The organism is Pseudomonas sp. FW300-N1A1 (assembly GCF_058789115.1).
Genome location: NZ_JBYTBK010000019.1, coordinates 18,331 through 41,191, shown reverse-complemented (window position 1 = coordinate 41,191; position 22,861 = coordinate 18,331). Strand labels below are relative to the sequence as shown.

General features: G+C 62.2%; 18 protein-coding genes. 7 read left to right on the top strand and 11 right to left on the bottom strand.

The features are described from left to right. Positions 1–87: 87 nt before the first annotated feature. The 4 genes from leuA to AC3WQN_RS14760 form a co-directional block, all read right to left on the bottom strand. Positions 88–1,767 (bottom strand): 2-isopropylmalate synthase, encoded by a 1,680-nt coding sequence (leuA, locus tag AC3WQN_RS14775; protein WP_103400513.1) that lies wholly within the window; start codon positions 1,765–1,767, stop codon positions 88–90. A gap of 331 nt (positions 1,768–2,098) precedes the next feature. Continuing rightward, on the bottom strand, positions 2,099–2,920 hold the full coding sequence (locus AC3WQN_RS14770) for a M23 family metallopeptidase (RefSeq protein ID WP_103400512.1): 822 nt from the start codon (positions 2,918–2,920) through the stop codon (positions 2,099–2,101). Between the two features lie 3 nt (positions 2,921–2,923). Then, complete coding sequence (gene xseA / locus AC3WQN_RS14765) at positions 2,924–4,303, bottom strand: exodeoxyribonuclease VII large subunit (RefSeq protein WP_103400511.1); 1,380 nt, start codon at positions 4,301–4,303, stop codon at positions 2,924–2,926. Between the two features lie 41 nt (positions 4,304–4,344). Beyond that, positions 4,345–5,292: a LysR family transcriptional regulator gene (locus AC3WQN_RS14760; RefSeq protein ID WP_103400510.1), complete on the bottom strand. Its 948-nt coding sequence runs from the start codon at positions 5,290–5,292 to the stop codon at positions 4,345–4,347. A gap of 102 nt (positions 5,293–5,394) precedes the next feature. On the opposite strand from AC3WQN_RS14760, the gene AC3WQN_RS14755 reads away from it, so the two are divergent. The 6 genes from AC3WQN_RS14755 (at position 5,395) to tadA (ending at position 12,187) form a co-directional block, all read left to right on the top strand. After that, positions 5,395–6,162, top strand: coding sequence for a sulfite exporter TauE/SafE family protein (locus AC3WQN_RS14755; RefSeq protein ID WP_103400509.1), 768 nt, complete (start codon positions 5,395–5,397; stop codon positions 6,160–6,162). Positions 6,163–6,251: 89 nt separating this feature from the next. Continuing rightward, entirely contained in the window at positions 6,252–6,800 is a 549-nt protein-coding gene (locus AC3WQN_RS14750; protein ID WP_095147091.1) for a sugar ABC transporter ATPase, read from the top strand. 151 nt (positions 6,801–6,951) lie between these two features. Then, entirely contained in the window at positions 6,952–8,421 is a 1,470-nt protein-coding gene (gene guaB / locus AC3WQN_RS14745; protein ID WP_103400508.1) for an IMP dehydrogenase, read from the top strand. A 99-nt stretch (positions 8,422–8,520) separates the two neighbouring features. Next, entirely contained in the window at positions 8,521–10,098 is a 1,578-nt protein-coding gene (gene guaA, locus AC3WQN_RS14740; protein WP_103400507.1) for a glutamine-hydrolyzing GMP synthase, read from the top strand. A 215-nt stretch (positions 10,099–10,313) separates the two neighbouring features. Next, complete coding sequence (locus tag AC3WQN_RS14735; RefSeq protein ID WP_103400506.1) at positions 10,314–11,690, top strand: multicopper oxidase family protein; 1,377 nt, start codon at positions 10,314–10,316, stop codon at positions 11,688–11,690. Next, the gene (gene tadA / locus AC3WQN_RS14730) at positions 11,690–12,187 is read left to right on the top strand and encodes a tRNA adenosine(34) deaminase TadA (RefSeq protein ID WP_103400505.1); all 498 of its coding nucleotides are present in this window, start codon (positions 11,690–11,692) and stop codon (positions 12,185–12,187) included. Before AC3WQN_RS14735 ends, tadA begins: the two co-directional genes overlap by 1 nt. A gap of 133 nt (positions 12,188–12,320) precedes the next feature. On the opposite strand, the gene cmoB is transcribed toward tadA, so the two are convergent. The 7 genes from cmoB to AC3WQN_RS14695 form a co-directional block, all read right to left on the bottom strand. Then, the gene (gene cmoB, locus AC3WQN_RS14725) at positions 12,321–13,277 is read right to left on the bottom strand and encodes a tRNA 5-methoxyuridine(34)/uridine 5-oxyacetic acid(34) synthase CmoB (protein ID WP_103400504.1); all 957 of its coding nucleotides are present in this window, start codon (positions 13,275–13,277) and stop codon (positions 12,321–12,323) included. Further along, on the bottom strand, positions 13,274–14,017 hold the full coding sequence (gene cmoA, locus AC3WQN_RS14720) for a carboxy-S-adenosyl-L-methionine synthase CmoA (protein WP_103400503.1): 744 nt from the start codon (positions 14,015–14,017) through the stop codon (positions 13,274–13,276). Before cmoA ends, cmoB begins: the two co-directional genes overlap by 4 nt. 252 nt (positions 14,018–14,269) lie before the next feature. Then, entirely contained in the window at positions 14,270–14,905 is a 636-nt protein-coding gene (locus tag AC3WQN_RS14715; protein WP_103400502.1) for a lysoplasmalogenase, read from the bottom strand. A 2-nt stretch (positions 14,906–14,907) separates the two neighbouring features. After that, a complete protein-coding gene (locus AC3WQN_RS14710; protein ID WP_103400501.1) occupies positions 14,908–15,300 on the bottom strand; it encodes a protease inhibitor I42 family protein in 393 nt (130 codons plus the stop codon). 146 nt (positions 15,301–15,446) lie between these two features. Next, positions 15,447–17,867: an endopeptidase La gene (gene lon / locus AC3WQN_RS14705; RefSeq protein ID WP_103400500.1), complete on the bottom strand. Its 2,421-nt coding sequence runs from the start codon at positions 17,865–17,867 to the stop codon at positions 15,447–15,449. 602 nt (positions 17,868–18,469) lie between these two features. After that, entirely contained in the window at positions 18,470–20,878 is a 2,409-nt protein-coding gene (locus AC3WQN_RS14700) for a glucose/quinate/shikimate family membrane-bound PQQ-dependent dehydrogenase (RefSeq protein ID WP_103402034.1), read from the bottom strand. Between the two features lie 89 nt (positions 20,879–20,967). Next, positions 20,968–22,350 (bottom strand): carbohydrate porin, encoded by a 1,383-nt coding sequence (locus AC3WQN_RS14695; RefSeq protein ID WP_103402035.1) that lies wholly within the window; start codon positions 22,348–22,350, stop codon positions 20,968–20,970. A gap of 276 nt (positions 22,351–22,626) precedes the next feature. Between AC3WQN_RS14695 and AC3WQN_RS14690 the strand changes: the two genes are divergently transcribed. Beyond that, positions 22,627–22,857 carry a VF530 family protein gene (locus AC3WQN_RS14690; RefSeq protein ID WP_095079985.1) on the top strand — a complete coding sequence of 77 codons (231 nt, stop codon included), beginning with the start codon at positions 22,627–22,629 and terminating at the stop codon, positions 22,855–22,857. Positions 22,858–22,861: the final 4 nt, after the last annotated feature.

Sequence of the window (22,861 nt, the reverse complement as noted above, 5' to 3'; positions counted from 1 at the left end):
CAGCTCCCTTGTCTCAATGGGACACTCCAGCAACGCAAAAGGCCCCGAGGTTCACACCCCGGGGCCTTTTGCGTTTCGGCTATCGTGTTACGCCGCCTTGGCCTGTGGCTGGCTCAGCGAGCGGTTCAGGGCGCTGAACAGGGCCTTGAAGCTGGCGGTGGTGATGTTTTCATCGATGCCCACGCCATGCACTGCACGTTCGCCGTTCACACGCAGTTCGATGTAGGCCGCTGCCTTGGCATTGGTGCCCGCGCCGATGGCGTGTTCGTTGTAGTCCATAATTTCCACCGGGATCGGCAAGCCGGCCACCAGGGCTTCCAGGGCACCGTTGCCCTTGCCGCGCCAGTGCAGGTTGGTTTCGCCCTGGCCTTTGCTGGAGACTTCCACTTCGACCGAGCTATGGCCGTTCTCTTCCTGCAGGCGATGGCTGACCAGCGCGTACGGGGTGTTGGCCTGCAAGTACTCGCTGTGCAGCAAGGCGTGGATCTGCTGGGCCGTCATTTCGAGGCCCAGGCGATCGGTTTCGCGCTGAACCACCTGGCTGAACTCGATCTGCATGCGGCGTGGCAAGTTGATGCCGTATTCCTGTTCCAGCAGGTAGGCGATACCGCCTTTGCCGGACTGGCTGTTGACGCGAATCACGGCCTCGTAGCTGCGGCCGATGTCGGCCGGGTCGATCGGCAAGTACGGCACTTCCCACAGGGCGTCCGGTTGCTGCTGGGCGAAGCCCTTGCGGATAGCGTCCTGGTGCGAGCCAGAGAATGCGGTGTGGACCAGGTCGCCGACGTACGGGTGACGTGGGTGAACGGCAATCTGGTTGCACTCCTCGACGACCTTGCGCACGCCGTCGATGTCGGAGAAATCCAGCTCAGGGTTGACGCCCTGGGTGTAGAGGTTCAAGGCCACGGTGACCAGGTCGACGTTGCCGGTGCGCTCGCCGTTGCCGAACAGGCAGCCTTCGACGCGGTCGGCGCCAGCCATCAGGCCCAGTTCGGTGGCCGCAACGCCAGTGCCACGGTCGTTGTGGGTGTGCAGGCTGATGATCACGCTGTCACGACGGTTGATGTGACGACCGAACCACTCGATCTGGTCGGCGTAGATGTTCGGCGTGGCGCACTCAACGGTGGCGGGCAGGTTGAGGATCATCTTGTGTTCGGGGGTCGGGTTCCAGACCTCGATCACCGCGTCGCAGACTTCCTTGGCGAACTCGAGTTCGGTGGCGCTGAAGGTCTCCGGCGAGTACTCGAACGTCCACTCGGTTTCCGGCTGCTGGGCAGCATGCTTGACGAACAGCTTGGCCGCGCTGACCGCGATTTCCTTGACGCCGTCCTTGTCCTGGTTGAAGACGATCCGGCGGAAGGAAGGGGAGGTCGCGTTATACAGGTGAACGATGGCCTTTTTCGCCCCGCGAAGGGATTCGAAGGTGCGCGCAATCAGGTCTTCACGGCCCTGGGTGAGCACTTGGATGGTGGTGTCGTCCGGGATGTGGCCGTCTTCGATCAGGGTTCGCACGAAGTCGAAGTCGGTTTGCGAGGCTGCCGGGAAGGAGGCTTCGATTTCCTTGACGCCCACCGACACCAGGGTTTTCCAGAAGCGCAGCTTCTTCACCGCGTCCATTGGCTCGATCAGCGACTGGTTGCCGTCGCGCAAGTCGGAACTGCACCAGATCGGCGCGGCGGTGATGGTCTTCGACGGCCAGGTGCGATCCGCAATGTCGATGGTCGGGAACGCGCGGTATTTGGAAGACGGGTCTTTGAGCATGCTCATCTGGGAAGTCCTTATTCTGTTGGCCGAAAAGTGGCGGCCTGCCGGTGGATCAAAAATACGTGGGATAAAACCGGGGGCGAGGCACTGCGATTCAGCCCGGCAGTCGTGCGCTGACGAGGCACAGGCTGCGGTGCTGGCGAAGCTGAATGAGGGTGTGAGAGGTTTTCATGCCTTCAACCCTAACCGCGGCGAGGAAGGATGGCAAGCAGTCGAAAAACTTTGAGAGGAATACTCGAAAAGTCGTTTTTCGCGAGATTTTATTCGTGGATTATGTGGAAATGTTGCTGGGTATTGCGCAGACCGTTCGTCATGCGCAATCCCTGTGGGCGGGTTATGGCTGGAACGCACCAATGAAAATCGCCGGGTCCACACGAGCATCGTTCAGGCTGACGTTCCAGTGCATGTGTGGTCCGGTGGCGCGGCCGGTGGCGCCGACTTTACCGACGATACCGCCGCGGGCCAGTTGCTGGCCGACTTTCACGTCGATTTTCGACATGTGGCAGAACATGCTGATAAAGCCCTGTCCGTGGTCGACGAAGACCGTGTTGCCGTTGAAGAAGTAGTTGCCGATCAGGATCACCTTGCCGCCCGCAGGGGTCTTGATCGGGGTGCCGGCCGGCACTGCGAAGTCCAGGCCAGCGTGGGGATTACGCTCTTCGCCGTTGAAGAAGCGGCGCACGCCGAACTTGCTCGATAGCGGCCCGTTGACCGGTTTGTCCAGCAGCAGGTTGCTCGGAATGTTCGGGCTGAAGGTGCGGTAGGCGCTGAGTTGCTCGGCCAGTTCACCCTCGATGCGCTTGAGATTGGCCGGGTTCGGGTTGACCTGCTGCGTGTTCTTCAGGGTAATGCGTTGCTCCGGGTATTGCTTGGTACCGACAGTGAAGCTCAGGGCGCGGTCACCGCTGCTGATTTGCTGGGTACCGGGTTTGACCGTCAGGGGCACGCCGACAATCGCCAGCCAGTTGTTCTGCTCCTTGACCACCAGCACCGGGTTGCCCTGGTAACTGGCCTTTGGCGCCTGGGCCGAGGTGCCCAGGTCGAGCACCGCAACACCTCCGGGAACCGGCTTGTTCAGCAGGCGGGTGATGTAGCTGTCGGCGTGGGCGTTGAAGGTCAGGCACAGCAGAACGAGAACACTGAAAAAACGCGGCATGGATCAATCCAGTAGAGAAAGGGTGACAGGCGTCAGATGGTTGTCTTCGACCCGGACCTGCAGTTCGCCTTCGCCCAGCCTGGCTTTCAGGCGTTGGCCATTGTGGGTTTGCGCGGCGCTGCGGATCGCGTTACCGCGTTCGTCGAGCAAAATGCTGTAGCCACGGCCCAGTGTCGCCAAAGGGCTGACGACATGCAGGGTTTGCATCTGGGTCTGCAGGTGCAGGCGTCGCGCCTTGAGGCCTTCGCGCATCGCACGCGGCAGGCGTTCGGCGAGGCTGTCCAGGCGCTGGCGCAAGAGTGCCAGTTGCCGCCCCGGGTGCTGTCCGGCGAGGCGGGTTTCCAGGCGGATCAAGCGTTCGCGGCGAGCCGTGAGGTTGCGCTCGAAGGCGCGGCGCAGGCGCATGTCCAGATCGTCCAGGCGCTGTGCCTGCTGACGCAGGCGTTCGCCGGGATGGCGCAAGCGCCGGGCCATGCCTTCCAGGCGCAAGCGGTCACGCATCAGGCGGTCGCGCATGCGCATCACCAGTCGGCGGTGCAGGCTTTCGACTCGGTGCAGCAGGTCGCTGGAGTCCGGTGCCAGCAGTTCGGCGGCGGCCGACGGCGTGGGGGCGCGGACATCGGCGACGAAATCGCAGATCGACACATCGGTTTCATGGCCGACGGCGCTGACGATCGGCGTGACGCAGGCGTCCACCGCACGGGCCACGGCTTCTTCGTTGAAGCACCAGAGGTCTTCCAGCGAACCACCGCCACGGGCCAGGATCAAGGCATCGAAGCCGCGGGCGTCGGCCAGTTTCAGGGCGCGGACAATTTGCCCGGTGGCTTCACGGCCCTGCACGGCGGTAGGGATCAGGGTCAATGCCACGTGCGGCGCGCGGCGGCGGAACACACTGATGATATCGCGGATCACCGCGCCGGTGGGCGAACTGATGATACCAATGCGTTGCGGATGCGCCGGCAGCGCTACCTTGCGTTCGGCGCTGAACAGGCCTTCGGCGCTGAGCTTTTCCTTCAGGGCATCGAAGGCCAGGCGCAGCGCACCGTCACCGGCCGGTTCCACGGTGTCGAGAATCAGCTGGTAGTCGCCACGGCCTTCGAACAGCGAGACCTTGCCCCGGACCTTCACCGCCAGGCCGTCCTTCAGCGCCTGGCGCACCCGTGCCGCGTTCTGCCGGAACAGCGCGCAACGCACCTGGGCGCCACTGTCCTTGAGGGTGAAATACACATGGCCGGACGCCGGACGGGCGAGGTTGGAGATTTCGCCTTCGACCCAGATGTTGCTGAACACGTCTTCGAGCAACACCCGCGCGCGGCCGTTGAGCTGGCTGACGGTCAGGACTTCACGGTCCAGGCCGAGTCTTGCAAAGGGATCTTTAATCATGGGGCGCAGTTTAAAGGCATTCGGCGATCAATCTCCATGAGTCAGCGCAAATCCCTTGAGGGAGCGGGGTCGGCGCTATTCCCGCAGAAGCTTGCGCAGGACTGGGTGAAGTGTTGCGTGAACTGCTGGACCAGCGCCGTGGGATTTTGCGCGAAGGCGAGGGCAACGGTGCTCTGGCAATCCGGATCCGCCAGGGGCAGGAAGCGGATGTTGGCTGGCGCGATGTCGCGCATCGATTCCGGCAACAAGGCAATCCCGAAACCGGCCTGAATCAGCTGCAACTGGGTGGTTTTGCGCGACACCACGCGGGCTGCCCTGGGGAAAAAGCCCTGGCGCATGCACAGCTCGGCGGATAAATAGCTGAGCCCGCCGCGCTGCGGATGGGGGATCGAGATAAAGGCTTCGTCCTTCAATTGCGCCAGGTCGATGGCCTGCTCGGGGTGATGGATAGCCAGTGGATGAGTGGGGGGAACGGCGAGCAATAACCGTTCGCTGAACAGCGGGACAATGCTCACCCCTTCGCGCTGGCGCAGCACTGGCAGGCGTAGCAGCCCGACGTCCAGGCGGCCTTCGGCCAGCGCTTCGAGTTGTGCTTCGGAGGACAGCTTGACGATCTCCATGGAGACGCCGGGGCAGTGATCCAGATAGCCACTGATTGCATTGAGTAACCGGCCGCTCAAAGGGACGGTGCTGGAGTGGCTCAGGCGCAAGGTGCCCAATTGACCGGTGCCCACCTGGGTTGCCATGTCGCTGGCTTTGCCCAGTTCGATCAGCAGGTCTCTGGCCCGAGGGTAAAAGGCTTCGCCGGCGGCGGTCAGCCTCGGCTGGCGAGCGGTGCGCTCGAACAGCGGGGTGTTGAGTCGGCTCTCCATCTCCTTGATCTGTCGGCTCAGGGCCGACTGGGCCACGAACAATCGTTCGGCGGCAGCACTGAAGCTGCCGGTTTCTGCAATTTCGACGAAGTAGCGCAGTTGGCGGATGGAGAGCACGAGTCATGCCTTTTCGAGATGGGTGGATGGCGCTGAAGATATTAGTCGCAAGGCTCGTCGCTGGCTAAAGTCATTTCACCTTGGATTCAGGACGTTTAACCAATGAGTGTTATCGAGTTGTTGCAGCAATGGCCGTTTGGCTCTGTGGATTGGCTGGTGATCGGCGCGGGGATTGTCCTGGCCTATATCGTGTTTGGCATCGCCGGCTTTGGCACGGCACTGGTGGCCGGCCCGGTGCTGATTCTGTTCATGCCGTTGTCGAAGATTGTGCCGTTGCTGGTGCTGCTGGATTTCGTCGCCGCGTTTGGCAATCTGCTGCCCTCGCGCCGGGACGTGGCCAGGCCCGAACTGCTGCGCCTGCTGCCGTGCATGGCACTGGGTTGCACGCTGGGGGTGATCTTCCTGTTGAACCTCAAGTCCGACCTGCTGCTGTTATTGATGGGGCTGTTCATCAGCGTCTATGCAGTCTATAGCCTGTGGGTGAAGGCTCGGCCAGCCCAGTTGTCCGCCGTCTGGGCAATGCCCATGGGCACGGTCGGCGGGATGTTTGGCGCGCTGTTCGGCAGCGGGGGCTTTTTGTATGCCATCTACCTGAACAGTCGCTTGCCCAAGGACGAAGCCCGGGCCACGCAAAGTGCGCTGATCAGTTGCAGCACGGTGGTGCGCTTGAGCCTGTTCGTGATCGCCGGGGTGTATGCCGAGCTACCCTTGTTGATGTTGGCGCTGTGTTTGTTGCCGGCCATGGTGCTGGGGCTGTGGATTGGTCGACGGTTGACCATGAAGTTGTCCCGGGAAGCCTTTGTGCGACTGGTCACCTGGCTGGTGCTGGCCAGCGGGATTGCGTTGATCGGGCGGTACCTGAGTACTTGACCTGAGCGGGGCAGGGATTATGCTGCCGACCGCCCTGGCGTCAGGTCGAATACCGCAGCACATCCTTATTAGAAGTCGCAGGCCGCCTCATGAATTCCCAAAGCATCATCGTCCCGAAAATCTCTACCCTGCCCGTGCATGAGGCCCGGGCGCGGGCGATTGTGCGGTGGCTGGTGCGCAAGAACATCATTGAGGAGGCACTCACCACCTGCGGCCGTACCGGCAATCGCATGGCCCATGCCATCGCGCCCGGCGCGCGGGCCGTGGTGCTGCATCCCGAAGCGCTGCCGTTCGGTGATCCCGTCAACGGCCTGGAAATCATCACCAAGCGCTGCATCTATACCCCGGCCAAGGGTTTTCTCGAGGAAGCCGGTTGTGCCGAATGCCGCAAGGAGATCGGCGAAGCACTGTTCGAAAGCCTGGAAGACTGGATGCCCGGCCGCACGGATAACTTCATCTGCCCCGAATGCGGGCATGAAGATGACATCAATGGCTTCCTGTTCCTGCAGGAGTGCGGGTTTTCCAACCTGGGCTTTATCTTCAATAACTGGGCCGAGGCCGGGTTCAAGCAAGGTTTTATCGATGAGTTTGCCGAGTGGCTGGATTTGCCGGTGAGTTGGGTGAAAGTCGAACTCTGAATACCCGCAGGCGCAGCGTTCGGCCGCGCCGACAAAGAACGAAATCCCCGTACATCAGCAATGCGAATAATAGACAGAGTTTTACATTGAGCCCGCGGGGGTGTCTGAGTATAATGGCGCGCTTCCATTTTCCCGCTCGGGAGCCCCCGCGATGCTGCGTATCAGCCAAGAAGCTCTGACCTTCGACGACATTCTTTTAGTGCCTGGTTATTCCGAGGTGCTTCCTAACGAAGTCAGTCTCAAAACCCGTCTTACCCGTGGCATCGAGCTGAATATTCCACTGGTCTCCGCCGCCATGGACACCGTCACTGAAGCCCGTCTGGCAATCGCCATGGCTCAGGAAGGTGGTATCGGCATCATCCACAAGAACATGACCATCGAGCAGCAAGCTGCCGAAGTGCGCAAGGTCAAGCGTTACGAAGCCGGCGTGGTCAAGGACCCGATCACCATCGAGGCTGACGCCACGGTGCGCGAGCTGTTCGAACTGACCCGCATGCACAACATCTCCGGTGTTCCGGTACTGCACGATGGCGACCTGGTCGGCATTGTCACCTCCCGTGACGTGCGTTTCGAGAACCGTATGGATGCCACCGTCCGTGAAGTCATGACGCCTAAAGAGCGTCTGGTCACGGTCAAGGAAGGCGCCGACAAGAACGACGCCCGCGAGCTGTTGCACAAGCACCGCATCGAGCGCGTGCTGATCGTCGACGACAAATTCGCCCTCAAAGGCATGATGACCGTCAACGACATCGAAAAAGCCAAGGCTTACCCGCTGGCCAGCAAGGACGATCAAGGTCGTCTGCGCGTTGGCGCTGCGGTCGGCACCGGTAAAGACACCGGCGATCGCGTTGCAGCCCTGGTCGCTGCCGGCGTTGACGTGGTGGTGGTCGACACCGCCCACGGTCACTCCAAAGGCGTGATCGACCGCGTTCGCTGGGTCAAACAGAATTTCCCTGAAGTGCAGGTCATCGGCGGCAACATCGCCACTGGCGCTGCCGCCAAGGCTCTGGCCGAAGCGGGCGCGGATGCGGTCAAGGTCGGTATCGGCCCTGGCTCGATCTGCACCACCCGTATCGTCGCCGGTGTCGGCGTGCCGCAAATCAGCGCCATCGCCAACGTCGCCGCTGCCCTTGAAGGCACTGGCGTTCCGTTGATCGCCGACGGCGGCATCCGTTTCTCCGGTGACCTGTCCAAGGCCATCGTGGCCGGTGCTTCCTGCGTGATGATGGGCTCGATGTTCGCCGGTACCGAAGAAGCACCAGGCGAGATCGAACTGTTCCAGGGTCGCTCGTACAAGGCTTACCGTGGCATGGGTTCGCTGGGCGCCATGTCCCAGGCTCAAGGTTCCTCCGACCGTTACTTCCAGGACTCCTCGGCAGGCGCCGAGAAGCTGGTTCCGGAAGGCATCGAAGGGCGTGTTCCGTACAAGGGCACCCTGAGCGCCATCATCCATCAACTGATGGGCGGCCTGCGTTCTTCCATGGGCTACACCGGTAGCGCCAACATCGAAGAAATGCGCACCAAGCCTGAGTTCGTGCGGATCACCGGCGCTGGCATGGCCGAATCCCACGTTCACGACGTGCAGATCACCAAAGAAGCGCCGAACTACCGCGTAGGTTGAGCCTTCAAGCAAAAAGTTAAGTAACCGGGGCTGTTCTATTCAGCCCCGAGTTGTTTCTGAATCACGACTGTTTCTGAATTACTTAGACGAGACTGAATCATGGCCCTCGACATTCACGCTCACCGCATCCTGATCCTCGACTTCGGTTCCCAGTACACCCAACTGATCGCCCGCCGCGTGCGTGAAATCGGCGTGTACTGCGAACTGCACCCGTTCGACATGGACGACGAAGCGATTCGCGAATTCGCGCCAAAAGGGATCATCCTCGCCGGCGGCCCCGAGTCCGTACACGTCGCCGACAGCCCTCGTGCACCGCAAGCGGTATGGGACCTGGGCGTACCGGTCTTCGGTATCTGCTACGGCATGCAGACCATGGCCGAACAGCTGGGCGGCAAGGTGGAAGGTTCCGAACTGCGTGAGTTCGGTTATGCCCGCGTTGATGTGGTCGGCAAGAGCCGCCTGCTTGACGGCATCGAAGACCACATCGACGCTGACGGCCTGTTCGGCCTCGACGTATGGATGAGCCACGGTGACAAGGTCACCAAGATGCCGGAAGACTTCCACATCCTGGCCAGCACCCCGAGCTGCCCGATCGCTGGCATGTTCAGCGACGAGCGCGGCTACTACGGCGTGCAGTTCCACCCGGAAGTGACCCACACCAAGCAAGGCGGTCGCATCCTGTCGCGCTTCATCCTCGACATCTGCGGCTGCGAAGCCCTGTGGACCCCGTCGAAAATTGCTGAAGACGCGATTGCCAACATCCGCGCCCAGGTCGGCACCGACAACGTACTGCTCGGCCTGTCCGGCGGTGTGGATTCCTCGGTGGTTGCCGCGCTGCTGCACAAGGCCATCGGCGATCAACTGACCTGCGTCTTCGTCGACAACGGCCTGCTGCGTCTGCACGAAGGCGAGCAAGTGATGGCCATGTTCGCCGAGAACATGGGCGTCAAGGTGATCCGCGCCAACGCCGAAGAGCAGTTCCTCGGTAACCTGGCCGGCGAGTCCGACCCTGAGAAGAAGCGCAAGATCATCGGCCGTACCTTCATCGACGTGTTCGATGCCGAATCCTGCAAGCTGGACAACATCAAGTACCTGGCCCAGGGCACCATCTACCCGGACGTGATCGAGTCGGCTGGCGCGAAAAGCGGCAAGGCCCACGTGATCAAGTCGCACCACAACGTGGGTGGCCTGCCGGAAGAAATGAACCTCAAGCTGGTTGAACCCCTGCGCGAGCTGTTCAAGGACGAAGTTCGTCGTCTGGGCCTGGAACTGGGCCTGCCGTACGACATGGTCTACCGTCACCCGTTCCCAGGCCCGGGCCTGGGCGTGCGGATCCTCGGTGAAGTGAAGAAGGAATACGCCGACCTGCTGCGTCGTGCCGACCATATCTTCATCGAAGAACTGCACAAGGCCGACTGGTACCACAAGGTCAGCCAGGCCTTCGTGGTGTTCCAGCCGGTGAAATCGGTGGGTGTGGTGGGTGATGGCCGTCGTTACGCCTGGGTCGTGGCCCTGCGTGCCGTGGAAACCATCGACTTCATGACCGCGCGTTGGGCACACCTGCCTTACGAACTGCTGGAAACCGTCAGCGGCCGCATCATCAATGAAATCGAAGGCATCTCCCGCGTCACCTACGACGTGTCGAGCAAGCCGCCAGCGACCATTGAGTGGGAATGATCCCGCGCAAGCCTTGATGGCTTGATTGCCGGTATCGAAAAGGCCGTGTGAACCTCGTGTTCATGCGGCCTTTTTGCGTTGTGGGGGGCGGTCGTCTGGCTTGCCTGCGTCCCGTGGTCACGTCCGCTTTGCTGTTTCTTTCACAACTGCGGGTGTATCGTATTCGCCTTTTGCGGGCCCTGCGCCTGCGGCAGATACGTGAGGTAGTTGAGTCCATGTCCTTTACCCGTCGACAAATACTGGGTGGTCTGGCCGGTCTGGCAGTGGTAGGTGTCGGGGTCGGTGGTGCGTCGCGTTACTGGCTGGGGAAGCGGGCGGACGCCAACGCAGGGCATGACTACGAGCTGATCGCAGCGCCTCTGGACGTTGAGCTGGTTCCCGGGCACAAGACCGAAGCCTGGGCCTTTGGGCCTTCGGCCCCGGGGACCGAGCTGCGGGTACGCCAGGGCGAATGGCTGCGGGTGCGCTTCATCAACCACCTGCCGGTGGCCACCACCATTCACTGGCACGGCATCCGCCTGCCGCTGGAAATGGACGGCGTGCCCTACGTTTCGCAGCTGCCGGTGTTGCCGGGCGAGTACTTCGATTACAAGTTTCGCGTGCCGGACGCCGGCAGCTACTGGTACCACCCCCATGTCAGCAGCAGTGAAGAACTGGGCCGCGGGCTGGTGGGGCCGTTGATTGTCGAAGAGCGTGAGCCCACCGGTTTCAAGTACGAGAAAACCCTGAGCCTGAAGAACTGGCATGTGGATGAGGAAGGGGCGTTCGTACCCTTCAGCATTCCTCGCGAGGCCGCGCGGGGGGGCACGGCGGGGCGCCTGTCGACCATCAATGGTGTGCCGCAGGCGGTGATCGAGCTGCCGGCCGGGCAGATCACTCGGGTGCGCTTGCTCAACCTGGACAACACCCTGACCTACCGCATCAATATTCCGGGCGTCGAAGCCCGGATCTATGCACTGGACGGCAACCCGATCGAACCGCGCCCGCTGGGCAAGGAATACTGGCTGGGGCCGGGCATGCGCATTTGCCTGGCGATCAAGGCGCCAGCGGCGGGTGAGGAGTTGGCGCTGCGCAACGGTCCGGTGCGCCTGGGCACCTTCCGTTCGGTGGCCAACAGCGATGCACCCACCGAGTGGCCTCCCGCGCTACCGGCCAATCCGATTGCCGAACCGGACATGGCCACTGCCGAGAAACTCAACTTCAATTTCGAGTGGGTGGGTTCGGTGTCGGTGGATGTCGACAATGGCAAGCCGCCCAGTCTGTGGCAGATCAACGGCCAGGCCTGGGATATCACGGACAAGACCTGCGCGGACCGGCCGATTGCTACGCTCAAGAAAGGCCAGAGCTATATTTTCGAATTGAAGAACATGACCCAGTACCAACACCCGATCCACTTGCACGGCATGAGCTTCAAGGTCATTGCCTCGAACCGGCACAAGGTCGTCCCGTATTTCACCGACACTTACCTGCTGGGCAAGAACGAGCGCGCGCGCGTCGCGCTGGTGGCGGATAACCCGGGGGTATGGATGTTTCACTGCCACGTCATCGACCACATGGAAACCGGCCTGATGGCCGCGATCGAGGTGGCCTGATGCGTCAGATTCGCCCCACGCAGATCATCGACCGTAGCCGTGACCAGCACTTCATGCGTGAAGCCCTGGCACTCGCGGCCCAGGGTGCGGCCCTGGGAGAGGTGCCGGTCGGCGCGGTCGTGGTACAGGACGGTGAAATCATCGGTCGCGGCTTCAATTGCCCGATCAGTGGCAGCGACCCCAGCGCCCATGCCGAGATGGTCGCCATCCGTGCCGCCGCCCAGGCCGTCAGCAACTATCGCCTGACGGGCAGCACGCTCTACGTCACGCTGGAACCGTGCAGCATGTGCGCCGGGTTGATCGTGCACTCGCGGATTGCCCGGGTGGTCTATGGGGCGTTGGAGCCCAAGGCCGGGATTGTGCAGAGCCAGGGCCAGTTCTTCACTCAGGGTTTTCTCAACCACCGAGTGTTGTATGAAGGCGGGGTGCTGGCCGAGGAGTGCGGGGCGGTGTTGAGCGAATTTTTCAAGGCGCGGCGGGCGAAGCCTTCAGACTAAACACATCCATCAGATGTGGGAGCGGGCTTGCTCGCGAAAGCGCTGGGTCAGTCAACAGCTCTGTTGAATGTCAGTGCGAATTCGCGAGCAAGCCCGCTCCCACATGTTGATCTCGAATGATCGGGCAATCGGCTTACTTGCGGGCCACAATCACCGCCCGCATCGGCGCCGGCAGCCCTTCAATCGTCTTGCTGTGATCCTCGGGATCGAGGAAGTCACTGAGCGACTGATACTTCATCCACTCGGTCCCGCGTTGTTCTTCAATCGTGGTCACGCTCACATCCACGCAACGCACATCACTGAACCCGGCGCGGCGCAGCCAGAGCATCAGCGCCGGCACCGATGGCAGGAACCACACGTTGCGCATCTGCGCGTAGCGGTCTTCCGGCACCAGCACCTGTTGCTCGTCACCTTCGATCACCAGCGTCTCCAGCACCAGTTCGCCGCCCTTGACCAGGCAATCCTTCAACGCCAGCAAGTGCTCGATCGGCGAGCGGCGGTGGTAGAACACCCCCATGGAGAACACGGTGTCGAAGCCTTCCAGGTTCGGCGGCAGGTCTTCGAACGGGAACGGCAGGTGCCAGGCGTTGGGCTCGGACAAGTAACGCTGCACGGCCTGGAACTGGCAGAAGAACAGCCAGTTGGGATCAACGCCGATCACACTGTCGGCACCGGCGCCGAGCATGCGCCACATGTAATATCCGTTACCGCAGCCGACATCGAGGATGCGCTTGCCCGCAAGGTCCAGGTGGGGGGCGACCCGCGACCACTTCCAGTCCGAACGCCATTCGGTATCGACATGCACACCGAACAGGTCGAACGGCCCCTTGCGCCACGGCGACAGGCCCATCAGCGCGGTGCGCATTTGCGCGCGGGTCTGGTCATCGCAGTCGGTGTCCAGGGTCAGGCCGTTCAGCAGGTCGATTTCGCTCGGCTGGATCCTGGGCAAGGCGTCCAGCGCGCTCTGCCAGCGCTCCAGGTCGCCATGACCCTTTTCCATTTTGCTATCGAGTTGCGCTTGCAGGGTATTGGCCCAGTCGGCCAGCGGGGTACCGGCCAGACGGCGGGCGAGGGGAGACAGATCAATCATGGCAAGGCAATCAACGAGGCAAAGTTAAGACACTGGAACCACGGCACGACTTTCGAGAACCCGGCCGCCAGCAGGCGTTCGCGGTGTTCTTCGAGGCTGTCGGGCTTCATGACGTTTTCGATGGCGCTGCGCTTCTGGGCAATTTCCAGTTCGCTGTAGCCGTTGGCGCGTTTGAAGGCGATGTGCAGGTCGGTGAGCAGCGCGTGCTCCTGCTCGTCTTCGAAGCGCAGTTTTTCCGAGAGGATCAGGGCGCCGCCGGGCAACAGCGACTGACGGATCCGCGACAGCAACGCGGTGCGCTGGTCCGGGGCAATGAATTGCAGGGTGAAGTTCAGCGCCACCACCGAGGCAGGCTGGAATTGCAGGGCGAGGATGTCGCCCTCGATGACCTCGACCGGCAGCAACTCCTGGAACATCGAGTCCTGGCCGTTGAGGTATTCACGGCAGCGCTCGACCATTGCCGCAGAGTTATCCACCGCGATCACCCGGCAACCGTCGGTGCGCACGTGACGACGCAGTGCCTGGGTCACGGCGCCCAGGGAAGCGCCCAGGTCATAGAGCACACTGTTGGGTTGGGCGAACTGTGCGGCGAGCACGCCGAGGTTTTCGACGATGGTCGGGTAACCCGGTACCGAGCGCTTGATCATGTCCGGGAACACCCGCACCACGTCCTCGTTAAAGGCGAAGTCAGGCACCTGGGCCAAAGGCTGGGCGAAAAGGCGATCGGGTTGTTTGCTCACGGCGGTTCCAGCGGCGGATGTGGAAAAGGCCGGTATTTTAGCCAAGTTGGCGCGTGGATGCGCGGGTTGTCTGATAAACCGCTGGTGTTAAGGCGACTGCATGGCTGGTGCGCAGTTGTGGCGAGCGAGCTTGCTCGCGCTCGGCTGCGCAGCAGTCGCAAACCGGTCGATACATTCTGCCTGTTGAAACGCGACTAGCGGTACTGGGACGGCTTTGCCGTCCAGCGGGAGCAAGCTCCCTCGCCACGGGAGTCAGCGCGGTTTCTGGTGAAAGGCCGACGCCGCGATCCCCCATTGCCCCAGCCAGTAGCTGATGATGATCACGTAGGGCGCGGCGTCGAACGGCATCACGAAGCGGCTGATGCCGATCACGCTGTCGGAGAACACAAAGGCCACGGCGCCTGCGGCGGCGAGCAGTGCCGAACGCTTGGGGACATCGCTGCCCAGGCGGGCCAGGGCGCGCCAGAGCATGGCGCTGATGGCCGTGGCGTAGACAATCACCGGAATCAGCAGGGGGCCCAGGCCGTGGGAAATCAGCAGGCTGAGCAACAGTCCACCCACGACGACCGCCAGGATCAGCGGCAGCAGTGCCAGGCGCCGGCAATCGCTCAAGTAAGCCTTGAGGTACGCCAGGTGAGCCACCAGGAACGCGCCGAGGCCAAACACGAACAGGTCGCCGGGCCACGCCAGCAGCACGTCGCCCAGCAGGGAAAAGATCAGGCCCAGGCTGATCCAGCGTCGATACTCGCTGGGCGGTGCGTCATGCAACCAGCCCAGCAGGGCCAGCACCGGCAACGGCTTGACCAGCAGGCACAGCAACTCGGCGTGAACACTCACCCCGTAGAGAAAGGTCGATGCGCCCATCAGCGCCAGAATCAGCCAGCCCATGGTCAGTTCACCGTGATCGTGCAGTCGAAGGTCTGCGCCGGTTCTGCTTCCGGCTCCCACGGCTGCTGGTAGGTCAGACGCAAGCGGCCGTTACCGCTGGCGAAGGCCTGAAAGCGCCAGGTCGATTGCCCGCCGGCACCCACCAGTCCAGTGTTTTCCGGGTTGGAGTAAACCTCAGGGCTGATCGCCCGCAGTACGCCCCCGGCCGAATCCTGGATGGCCCAGCGATAACCCGTGGTCGGGTTGCTCGGCAGGGTCAGGATCAGGTTTTGCCCATTGCTCAGTTGCACCGGGCATTGGCTCTGTTTCTCCAGCGTCACGTTGTGTTTCGGCTGGGTGGCACAGGCGGTCAGCAAGGCAAGGCTCAAGGGCAGCAACAGGCGGGTTGGGGACATGGGGTCAGGCGCTCCGGATTTGCGACGAACGGCGAGCATAACCGAAGATGAGACAAATTGTGACGGTTAGACCGGGATGCTGTCGTCAGTACCGACGCCTTCGCGGGCTTACCCGCGAAGAGGCCGGTCCAGGCGCTACAGAAACCTCAGAACAGCACCTTGGCCACATCCGTAAAGCGTTTGGCAAAGTGCACGGTGATGCCTTCTTTCAAGTAGTCCGGCAGTTCTTCGAAGCTGCCACGGTTGGCCTCGGGCAGGATCAGTTCGAAAATCTTCTGCCGGCGCGCGGCAATCACCTTTTCCCGTACACCGCCAATCGGCAGCACGTGCCCGGTCAGGGTCAGTTCGCCGGTCATGGCCACGCCTTTTTTCGGCGGCTGGTTGCGTGCCAGCGAGAGCAGGGCACTGGCCATGGTCACGCCGGCGCTCGGGCCGTCCTTGGGGGTCGCGCCTTCCGGAACGTGCAGGTGGATGAAGGCTTCGTCGAAGTATTTCTGGTCGCCACCGAACTGCTTGAGGTGCGAGGTCACGTAGCTGTAAGCGATCTCGGCCGATTCCTTCATCACATCACCCAGTTGCCCGGTGAGTTTGAGGCCGCGGTTGAGGGTGTGGATGCGAGTGGCTTCGATCGGCAAGGTCGCGCCGCCCATGCTGGTCCAGGCCAGCCCCGTGATGACACCGGTGCCGGACAGCACTTGCTCGTTGCGAAACACCGGCATGCCCAGGGAGGCTTCGAGGTCCTTGGGGGCGATCTTGATCACGGATTGCGGATCATCCATCAGCTTGACCACGGCCTTGCGCACCAGTTTGCCCAGTTGCTTCTCCAGTTGCCGTACCCCGGCTTCGCGGGCGTAACCGTCGATCAGGGCCTTGAGGGCGTTGTCGCTGATGGACAGGCTGGTTTTCGCCACGCCGGCCTTGTCCAGCTGCTTGGGCCACAGGTGGCGCTTGGCAATGGCGATTTTCTCTTCAGTGATGTAGCCCGACAGGCGAATCACTTCCATGCGGTCCAGCAACGGGCCCGGGATCGAGTCCAGGGTGTTGGCGGTGCAGACGAACAGGACTTTCGACAGGTCCAGGCGCAAATCCAGGTAATGGTCGAGGAATTCGACGTTCTGTTCCGGGTCCAGGGTTTCCAGCAGTGCCGAGGCCGGGTCGCCCTGGAAGCTTTGGCCCATCTTGTCGATTTCGTCGAGCATGATCACCGGGTTCATCACTTCGACGTCTTTCAGCGCCTGCACCAGTTTGCCCGGCAAGGCGCCGATGTAGGTGCGGCGATGGCCCTTGATCTCGGCTTCGTCGCGCATGCCACCGACGCTGAAGCGATAGAACGGCCGCCCGAGGGACTCGGCAATGGATTTGCCGACACTGGTCTTACCTACGCCCGGCGGGCCGACCAGCAGCACAATGGAACCGGAAATTTCGCCTTTGTAGGCGCCCACGGCGAGGAATTCGAGGATGCGGTCCTTGATGTCGTCCAGTCCGGCGTGGTGTTTATCGAGCACCTTGCGCGCGTGCTTGAGGTCGAGCTTGTCTTCCCCATAAATGCCCCACGGCACCGCCGTCGCCCATTCCAGGTAGTTGCGGGTCACCGCGTACTCCGGTGAGCCGGTTTCGAGGATCGACAGCTTGTTCATTTCATCGGCGATGCGTTTTTGCGCCTGTGCCGGCAGGACCTTGCCGGTCAGGCGCTGCTCGAACTGCTCGATGTCGGCGCTGCGGTCGTCTTTGGTCAGGCCCAGCTCTTGCTGGATCACCTTGAGTTGTTCCTTGAGGAAGAACTCGCGCTGGTGCTCGCCGATCTTGCGGTTCACTTCCGCAGAGATTTCCTTTTGCAGGCGCGCGACTTCGACTTCCTTGCGCAGCATCGGCAGGACTTTTTCCATGCGCTTGAGCATGGGCACGCAGTCGAGCACTTCCTGCAGTTCATTGCCGGTGGCCGAGGTCAGGGCGGCGGCGAAGTCGGTCAGCGGCGACGGGTCGTTGGGGCTGAAGCGGTTGAGGTAGTTCTTCAGCTCTTCGCTGTACAGCGGATTGAGCGGCAGCAGTTCCTTGATCGCGTTGATCAGGGCCATGCCGTAGGCCTTGGTCTCGTCGGTCGGTTCGCTCGGCTGGTGCGGGTATTCGACTTCCACCAGGTACGGTGGGCGATGGTGCTTGAGCCAGGTTTTAAGGCGTACGCGGGTCAGGCCCTGGGCGACGAATTGCAGTTTGCCATTCTCGCGGCTGGCGTGATGGATCCGCACCAGGGTGCCGTAGAGCGGTAGGGCCGAGGTGTCGAAATGCCGGGGGTCGTCTAGCGGGGTGTCGACGTAGAACAGGGCCAGCGAGTGATGTTCGGATTTGGCCACCAGGTCCAGGGTCTCGGCCCAGGGTTCTTCATTGACGATCACCGGCAGCACTTGCGCCGGGAAGAATGGCCGGTTGTGGATCGGGATGATGTAGACCTTGTCTGGCAGGTTCTGTCCGGGCAGGGCCAGGCCTTTGCCCGCGGCGTGGTGCTGTTCGGCGTTTTCGGGTGCGGCGTATTCGCTGGGGTCTTTCGGGAATGCTTGCTGGTCGCTCATGGGGCACCTGCGCAATGGGGTATGAAAGTTAGATGGGGCAGGTGGGGGGCGGTTTCAATGTTCAGGGGGCTTTGGGGGGGGATTTGTTTGGTAAGCGGGTTGTTACGTGGCCTGACTGTCGGCCATTCTCTTGTTGGTGTACATATCCGTTGTTGCGGTCATGGCGGCTGGCGGTTTCGCCCTTACGGCGAGGCACTTTTGGCAAGCGCCCCAAAAGTACCCAAAAGGTCTCGCCCCGAGCGTTCGGCCCCTCGCCGAGGCTCGGGGTTCCCTCGCTTCGGCATTCCTCAGGGGGCATCGCCCTCCGGTCGGCTTCGCTCGCCCTCCGGTCGGCTTCGCTCGACCTCCATGCGATGTCCTCGACTGCGTCGAGGGGCGCTACGCGCCATTCCCCTGATGAACGCCTGCGCTCGGCCTGCCGAGGGGGCGGGTGGATCAAGATCAAAAGCCAAAGCAAGATCAAGAGCGGCAGGCGAGCTAACGCTCGGCCTGTTGAGTGGTGTGTGGTGGTGGTGGTGGTGGTGGTGGTGGTGGTGGTGGGCGGCCTACAAAAAAGGCGACTACCTTGCGGTAGTCGCCTGTTTCGTTGTCGCTGCTGGCGTTTAGTTGGCCAGTTTGTACGCGATCACATAGTCGCCCATTTTGGTTCCCAGGGAGCCGTGACCACCGACCACCAGCAATACGTACTGCTGGCCGTCCTTGCCGGTGTAGGTCATGGGGGTGGCTTGGCCGCCGGCCGGCAGGCGTGATTTCCACAGTTCCTTGCCGGTGTTGACGTCGTAGGCGCGCAGGTACTGGTCCAGGGTGCCGCTGAGGAAGCCCACGCCACCGGCGGTGACGATCGAGCCGCCCATGCTTGGCACGCCGATGGGCAGGCCGATTGGCAGTGGCGAGCTGTCGCGGCTGGTGCCGTTCTTGCGTTTCCACACCACTTTGCCGGTGGTCAGGTCGATACCGGCTACGTAGCCCCAGGCCGGTGCCTGGCACGGTACGCCGATCGGCGACATGAACGGGTGCATGATCACCGCGTAAGGCGCGCCAGTGTTGGGTTGCACGCCAGCGGTTTCGCTCTCGCGCTTGCTGCCTTCCGCCACTTGGGCGCGGGGCACCATTTTCGAGACGAAGGCCATGTAGTTCGGGCTGGTGAACAGCATCTGGCGTACCGGGTCGACGGAGACGCCGCCCCAGTTGAACACACCGACGTTACCCGGATAGATCAGGCTGCCTTGTTCCGACGGCGGGGTGTACTGACCGTCGTAACGCAGTTCCTTGAACTGGATGCGGCACAGCATCTGGTCGAACGGGCTGGCGCCCCACATGGCTTTTTCAGTCAGGTCCGGAGCCAGCAGGTTCAGGTCCGAGCGTGCCTGGGTCGGTGCCGTGCGATCGCCAGGTACCGCGCCTTGTGGCGCCGCGACCTCACGAATCGGCACGATCGGCGTGCCGTCGCGACGGTCGAGCACATACAGGCTGCCCTGTTTGGTCGGTGCGATCAGTGCCGGCTTGATGCCGTCGGCGGTTTTCATGTCCAGCAGGGTCGGCTGGCTGCCGACGTCCATGTCCCACAGGTCGTGGTGGGTGAACTGATAGTTCCAGCGCACTTTGCCGCTGGCCAGGTCCAGCGCGACGATGCCAGCGCTGAATTTCTCGGCGCCCGGGGTGCGGTCGGCGCCCCATTGGTCAGGGGTCTGGTTGCCCAGTGGCAGGTAGACCATGCCCAGCTTCTCATCGACGCTGGCCAGGGACCACATGTTGGCCGAGTTGCGGCTGTAGTGCTCGCCCGCGGGCAACGGCTCGGTGGCGTCTGGCTTGTCGCTGTCCCAGTTCCACACCAGGTGACCGTCACGCACGTCAAAGGCGCGGATCACACCGGAGGGTTCGTTGGTCGACTCGTTGTCGGTGACGTGGCCACCCATGATCACCAGGTTGCGGGTGATCGCAGCAGGCGAGGTGGCGTAGTAACCGCCCGGGGTGAACGGGCCGATGCCCTGGGTCAGGTCAACCACACCTTGATTGCCGAAGCCTTCGCAGAGTTTGCCGGTGTCGGCGTTCAGGGCGATCAGGCGTGCATCGGCGGTCGGCAGGTACAGGCGACGCGGGCAGGCCTGGGCAACGGCCTTGCCGGCTTCGGAGATGGCAGCGGTCGAGGTGCCGGCCTTGGCGTAGGCATTCTCGTCATAGTAGGAGACGCCACGGCAGGTCATGTGGGCGAAGCCCTTGAAGCCCACCGGGCTCTTGATCTGCGGGTCGAAGCGCCAGATTTCCTTGCCGGTGTCCGGGTCCAGTGCCAGCACCTTGCTGTGGGCGGTGCAGGCATAGAGCATGCCGTTGGCCTTGAGCGGGGTGTTCTCGTTGGTCAGTTCCACCGGATCATCGGCGGTCGGCAGGTCGCCTGTGCGGATGCGCCAGGCTTCCTGCAGCTTGCCAACGTTGTCCGGGGTGATCTGCTTGAGTGGCGAGTAGCGGTCGCCGAATTCGGTACGGCCATAGGCCTGCCAGTCGCCATCGGGCATTTGCGGCGCGGTACTGCTCATGTCGGCGCTGTCGCGACCCAATTCACCGAGGATTTCACCGGGGTGGGTGAACTGGCTGGCCAGGGCCGTGGCCCCCGCCAGCACCACGGCCACGCTCAGCGCGCCGGTGCCCAGCGGTGCGGCGCCGTTGCGCAGCAGCGGGCGGCGGAACCATGGCAGCAGCATCACTACGCCGAGGGCGAACCACAGTGACAGGCGCGGCACCAGTTGCCACCAGTCCAGGCCCACTTCCCACAGCGACCACGCGGTACTGGCCAGCAGCACCAGTGCGTACAGGCCCAGGGCTGCACGATGGCCGGCCAGCAACAGAATGCCGGTCAGTACCAGGCCGATGCCGGCCAGCAGGTAGTACAGCGAGCCGCCGAGCAGGCTCAGCTTGATCCCCCCGGCCAGCAAGGCCAGGCCCATGAGTAGCAGCACAATGCCGAGCAGGCTCGGCATCAGGCGGCTTGGACTTGAAGCACCTTCAGTGCTCATAGTGCGATTCTCCGTGACGTTTCAAGTAGTCCCGCGCCTGTTCACTGTAGATGACGAACAGGCGTGGGCAGGGTTCGGTTACTGCGGGGTTAGAAGGACGACTGCACCTTGATCCCGCCGATCAGCGCGTCGTCGACCTCATTCACGCCACCCGGGTGGCGGATGTATTGCAGGTTCGGGCGCACGGTCAGCCAGTTGGTGACATGCACGCCGTAATAGAGCTCGGCGCTGTATTCGGTGTCTTGCGGCGGCAGATACGCCGGGTCGTCGTAATCGAAGGTAGCGTGGGCCTGGTTGCTCGCCTCGGCGTTCTTGCGGTAGGCCGGGTTGACGTGGACCCGGGCGATGGCTGCGCCGATATCGTCCTTGGCACGGGCATCGAACAGGCCTTTGTAGACGACACCGGCCTGGACGTAGTTATCGATGGCGTTGGTTTTCTTGTCGTGCATCGTGCCGTTGGCGAACACGCTCAGGCCGCGCGAGTGGTCGCTGGCAACGCTGGTCAATTGCTGCTGGATACCCAGCCACAGGCCGTGCTTGCTCGATGCGCTACGGTACGCCTCGCCACTCAAGGCCGCGGGCTGGCCGTTGCTGTCCTTGTAGACATCGCTGGCGCTGGCACTGCTGTAGTAGTAACCGGCGCGGTATTCGCCCGGCAGGTCATTGAGTGTCGGCGTCCATACCAGCTCCACCGGCACGACGGTGCCTTGGGTGCCGCTGCCGCTGAGCTTGAAGCCGTTGTCTTTGTCCAGGTTGGAGGGGTTCTGTTCATAGGCCCCGATTTGCGCGTACAGCTCGGGTGTCAGGTGATACTTGACCCGCAGTGCCCATTGGCTGACCGGCCAGTTGTACCAGATGCCTCCGGCCCAGTTGCCGACCTGGGAGCCACAGAACGCCAGGTTCTGGAAGTCGCAGGGAAAGCTGTTGAAATCTTCGCCTTCACCAAAGCGGCCGGCCTTGATGTCGAGTTTTTCATCGAGGAATTTCTGCTGGTACCACATCTGCGTCAGGCGCGTGGTCTGGCCACGCCCCCAGACTTCCTGGGCCGAGGTGAAGCCACCGACCCGCGGATCGTTGATCCGGTCGTTGCTGATGTTGTTGCCGCTGCGTTTGGTGATGGTCAGTTGAAACTCGGCATCGTTCCAGCCGAGGATCTTTTGCAGGTCCAGGTGGCTGCCGAAGGCGAACTGGTCGCTGTAGCGCGCGGTGCGGTCCTGGTCGTAGCCGCCGTGCAGGTTACTGCCCATTTCGCCGGTGTAGTCGATTTTGAAGTCGTAACCTTGTTCCGCCAGTTCGCTGCGTGTGCCGTTCCAGTCACCGAGCATCCACGGTGACTCGCTATCGAAGGCCGGGGCGGCATGGGTGCAGGTGGCGAGGCCCAGGGCGGTGAGGCCACTGAGCAGGCTCAGGGCATTTCGGCGGGCAATCGCTGTTGAGACAGCGCTGTCTCGTGAGGTCTGAAGGTCAGGCATAAAGAAGAAATTCGGTCTTTTTCTATAGGAGAGAGCTGAACGCGCAAGGGGGTGAAACGATTGGGAGAAACGTTTCAGCTTGAGGGCGCAAGGATAATGATCTGTTACAAATAGAGAAAGGGCTTTTCTCGACATGAATCCTTTCGGATTCGGTAACAGTCAGCCGGAGGGAAACATCGCCTAGAGTTAAGGCTGTGCCGCACAGAATCCTTCCACCGCGGGGCCCCCTCGGCTAAGGTGCGCGCCTTCCTTACTTTCTTTGTGCAAAGGCCCGGCATGACCGAACACAACACCAACCCGCTGCACGGCGTGACGCTTGAGCAGATTCTCAATGCGCTGGTCCAACACTACGAGTGGTCGGGGTTGGCCGAGCGTATCGATATTCGTTGTTTCAAGAGCGATCCCAGCATCAAGTCGAGCCTGACCTTCCTGCGCAAGACGCCGTGGGCCCGCGAGAAAGTCGAAAAGCTCTACGTGAAACTGATGCGCACCAAACGTCCGCTCTAAGGAA

Bases quoted from the DNA above. Each gene is read 5' to 3' on its own strand.
- AC3WQN_RS14715 (WP_103400502.1), bottom strand. From the start codon at position 14,905: ATGGGCTGGCTGATTCTGGCGCTGATGGGCGCATCGACCTTTCTCTAC.
- xseA (WP_103400511.1), bottom strand. From the start codon at position 4,303: ATGATTAAAGATCCCTTTGCAAGACTCGGCCTGGACCGTGAAGTCCTG.
- AC3WQN_RS14710 (WP_103400501.1), bottom strand. From the start codon at position 15,300: ATGTCCCCAACCCGCCTGTTGCTGCCCTTGAGCCTTGCCTTGCTGACC.
- guaA (WP_103400507.1), top strand. From the start codon at position 8,521: ATGGCCCTCGACATTCACGCTCACCGCATCCTGATCCTCGACTTCGGT.
- AC3WQN_RS14695 (WP_103402035.1), bottom strand. From the start codon at position 22,350: ATGCCTGACCTTCAGACCTCACGAGACAGCGCTGTCTCAACAGCGATT.
- AC3WQN_RS14735 (WP_103400506.1), top strand. From the start codon at position 10,314: ATGTCCTTTACCCGTCGACAAATACTGGGTGGTCTGGCCGGTCTGGCA.
- AC3WQN_RS14700 (WP_103402034.1), bottom strand. From the start codon at position 20,878: ATGAGCACTGAAGGTGCTTCAAGTCCAAGCCGCCTGATGCCGAGCCTG.
- cmoB (WP_103400504.1), bottom strand. From the start codon at position 13,277: ATGATTGATCTGTCTCCCCTCGCCCGCCGTCTGGCCGGTACCCCGCTG.
- AC3WQN_RS14755 (WP_103400509.1), top strand. From the start codon at position 5,395: ATGAGTGTTATCGAGTTGTTGCAGCAATGGCCGTTTGGCTCTGTGGAT.
- tadA (WP_103400505.1), top strand. From the start codon at position 11,690: ATGCGTCAGATTCGCCCCACGCAGATCATCGACCGTAGCCGTGACCAG.
- guaB (WP_103400508.1), top strand. From the start codon at position 6,952: ATGCTGCGTATCAGCCAAGAAGCTCTGACCTTCGACGACATTCTTTTA.
- leuA (WP_103400513.1), bottom strand. From the start codon at position 1,767: ATGAGCATGCTCAAAGACCCGTCTTCCAAATACCGCGCGTTCCCGACC.
- lon (WP_103400500.1), bottom strand. From the start codon at position 17,867: ATGAGCGACCAGCAAGCATTCCCGAAAGACCCCAGCGAATACGCCGCA.
- AC3WQN_RS14770 (WP_103400512.1), bottom strand. From the start codon at position 2,920: ATGCCGCGTTTTTTCAGTGTTCTCGTTCTGCTGTGCCTGACCTTCAAC.
- AC3WQN_RS14690 (WP_095079985.1), top strand. From the start codon at position 22,627: ATGACCGAACACAACACCAACCCGCTGCACGGCGTGACGCTTGAGCAG.
- AC3WQN_RS14750 (WP_095147091.1), top strand. From the start codon at position 6,252: ATGAATTCCCAAAGCATCATCGTCCCGAAAATCTCTACCCTGCCCGTG.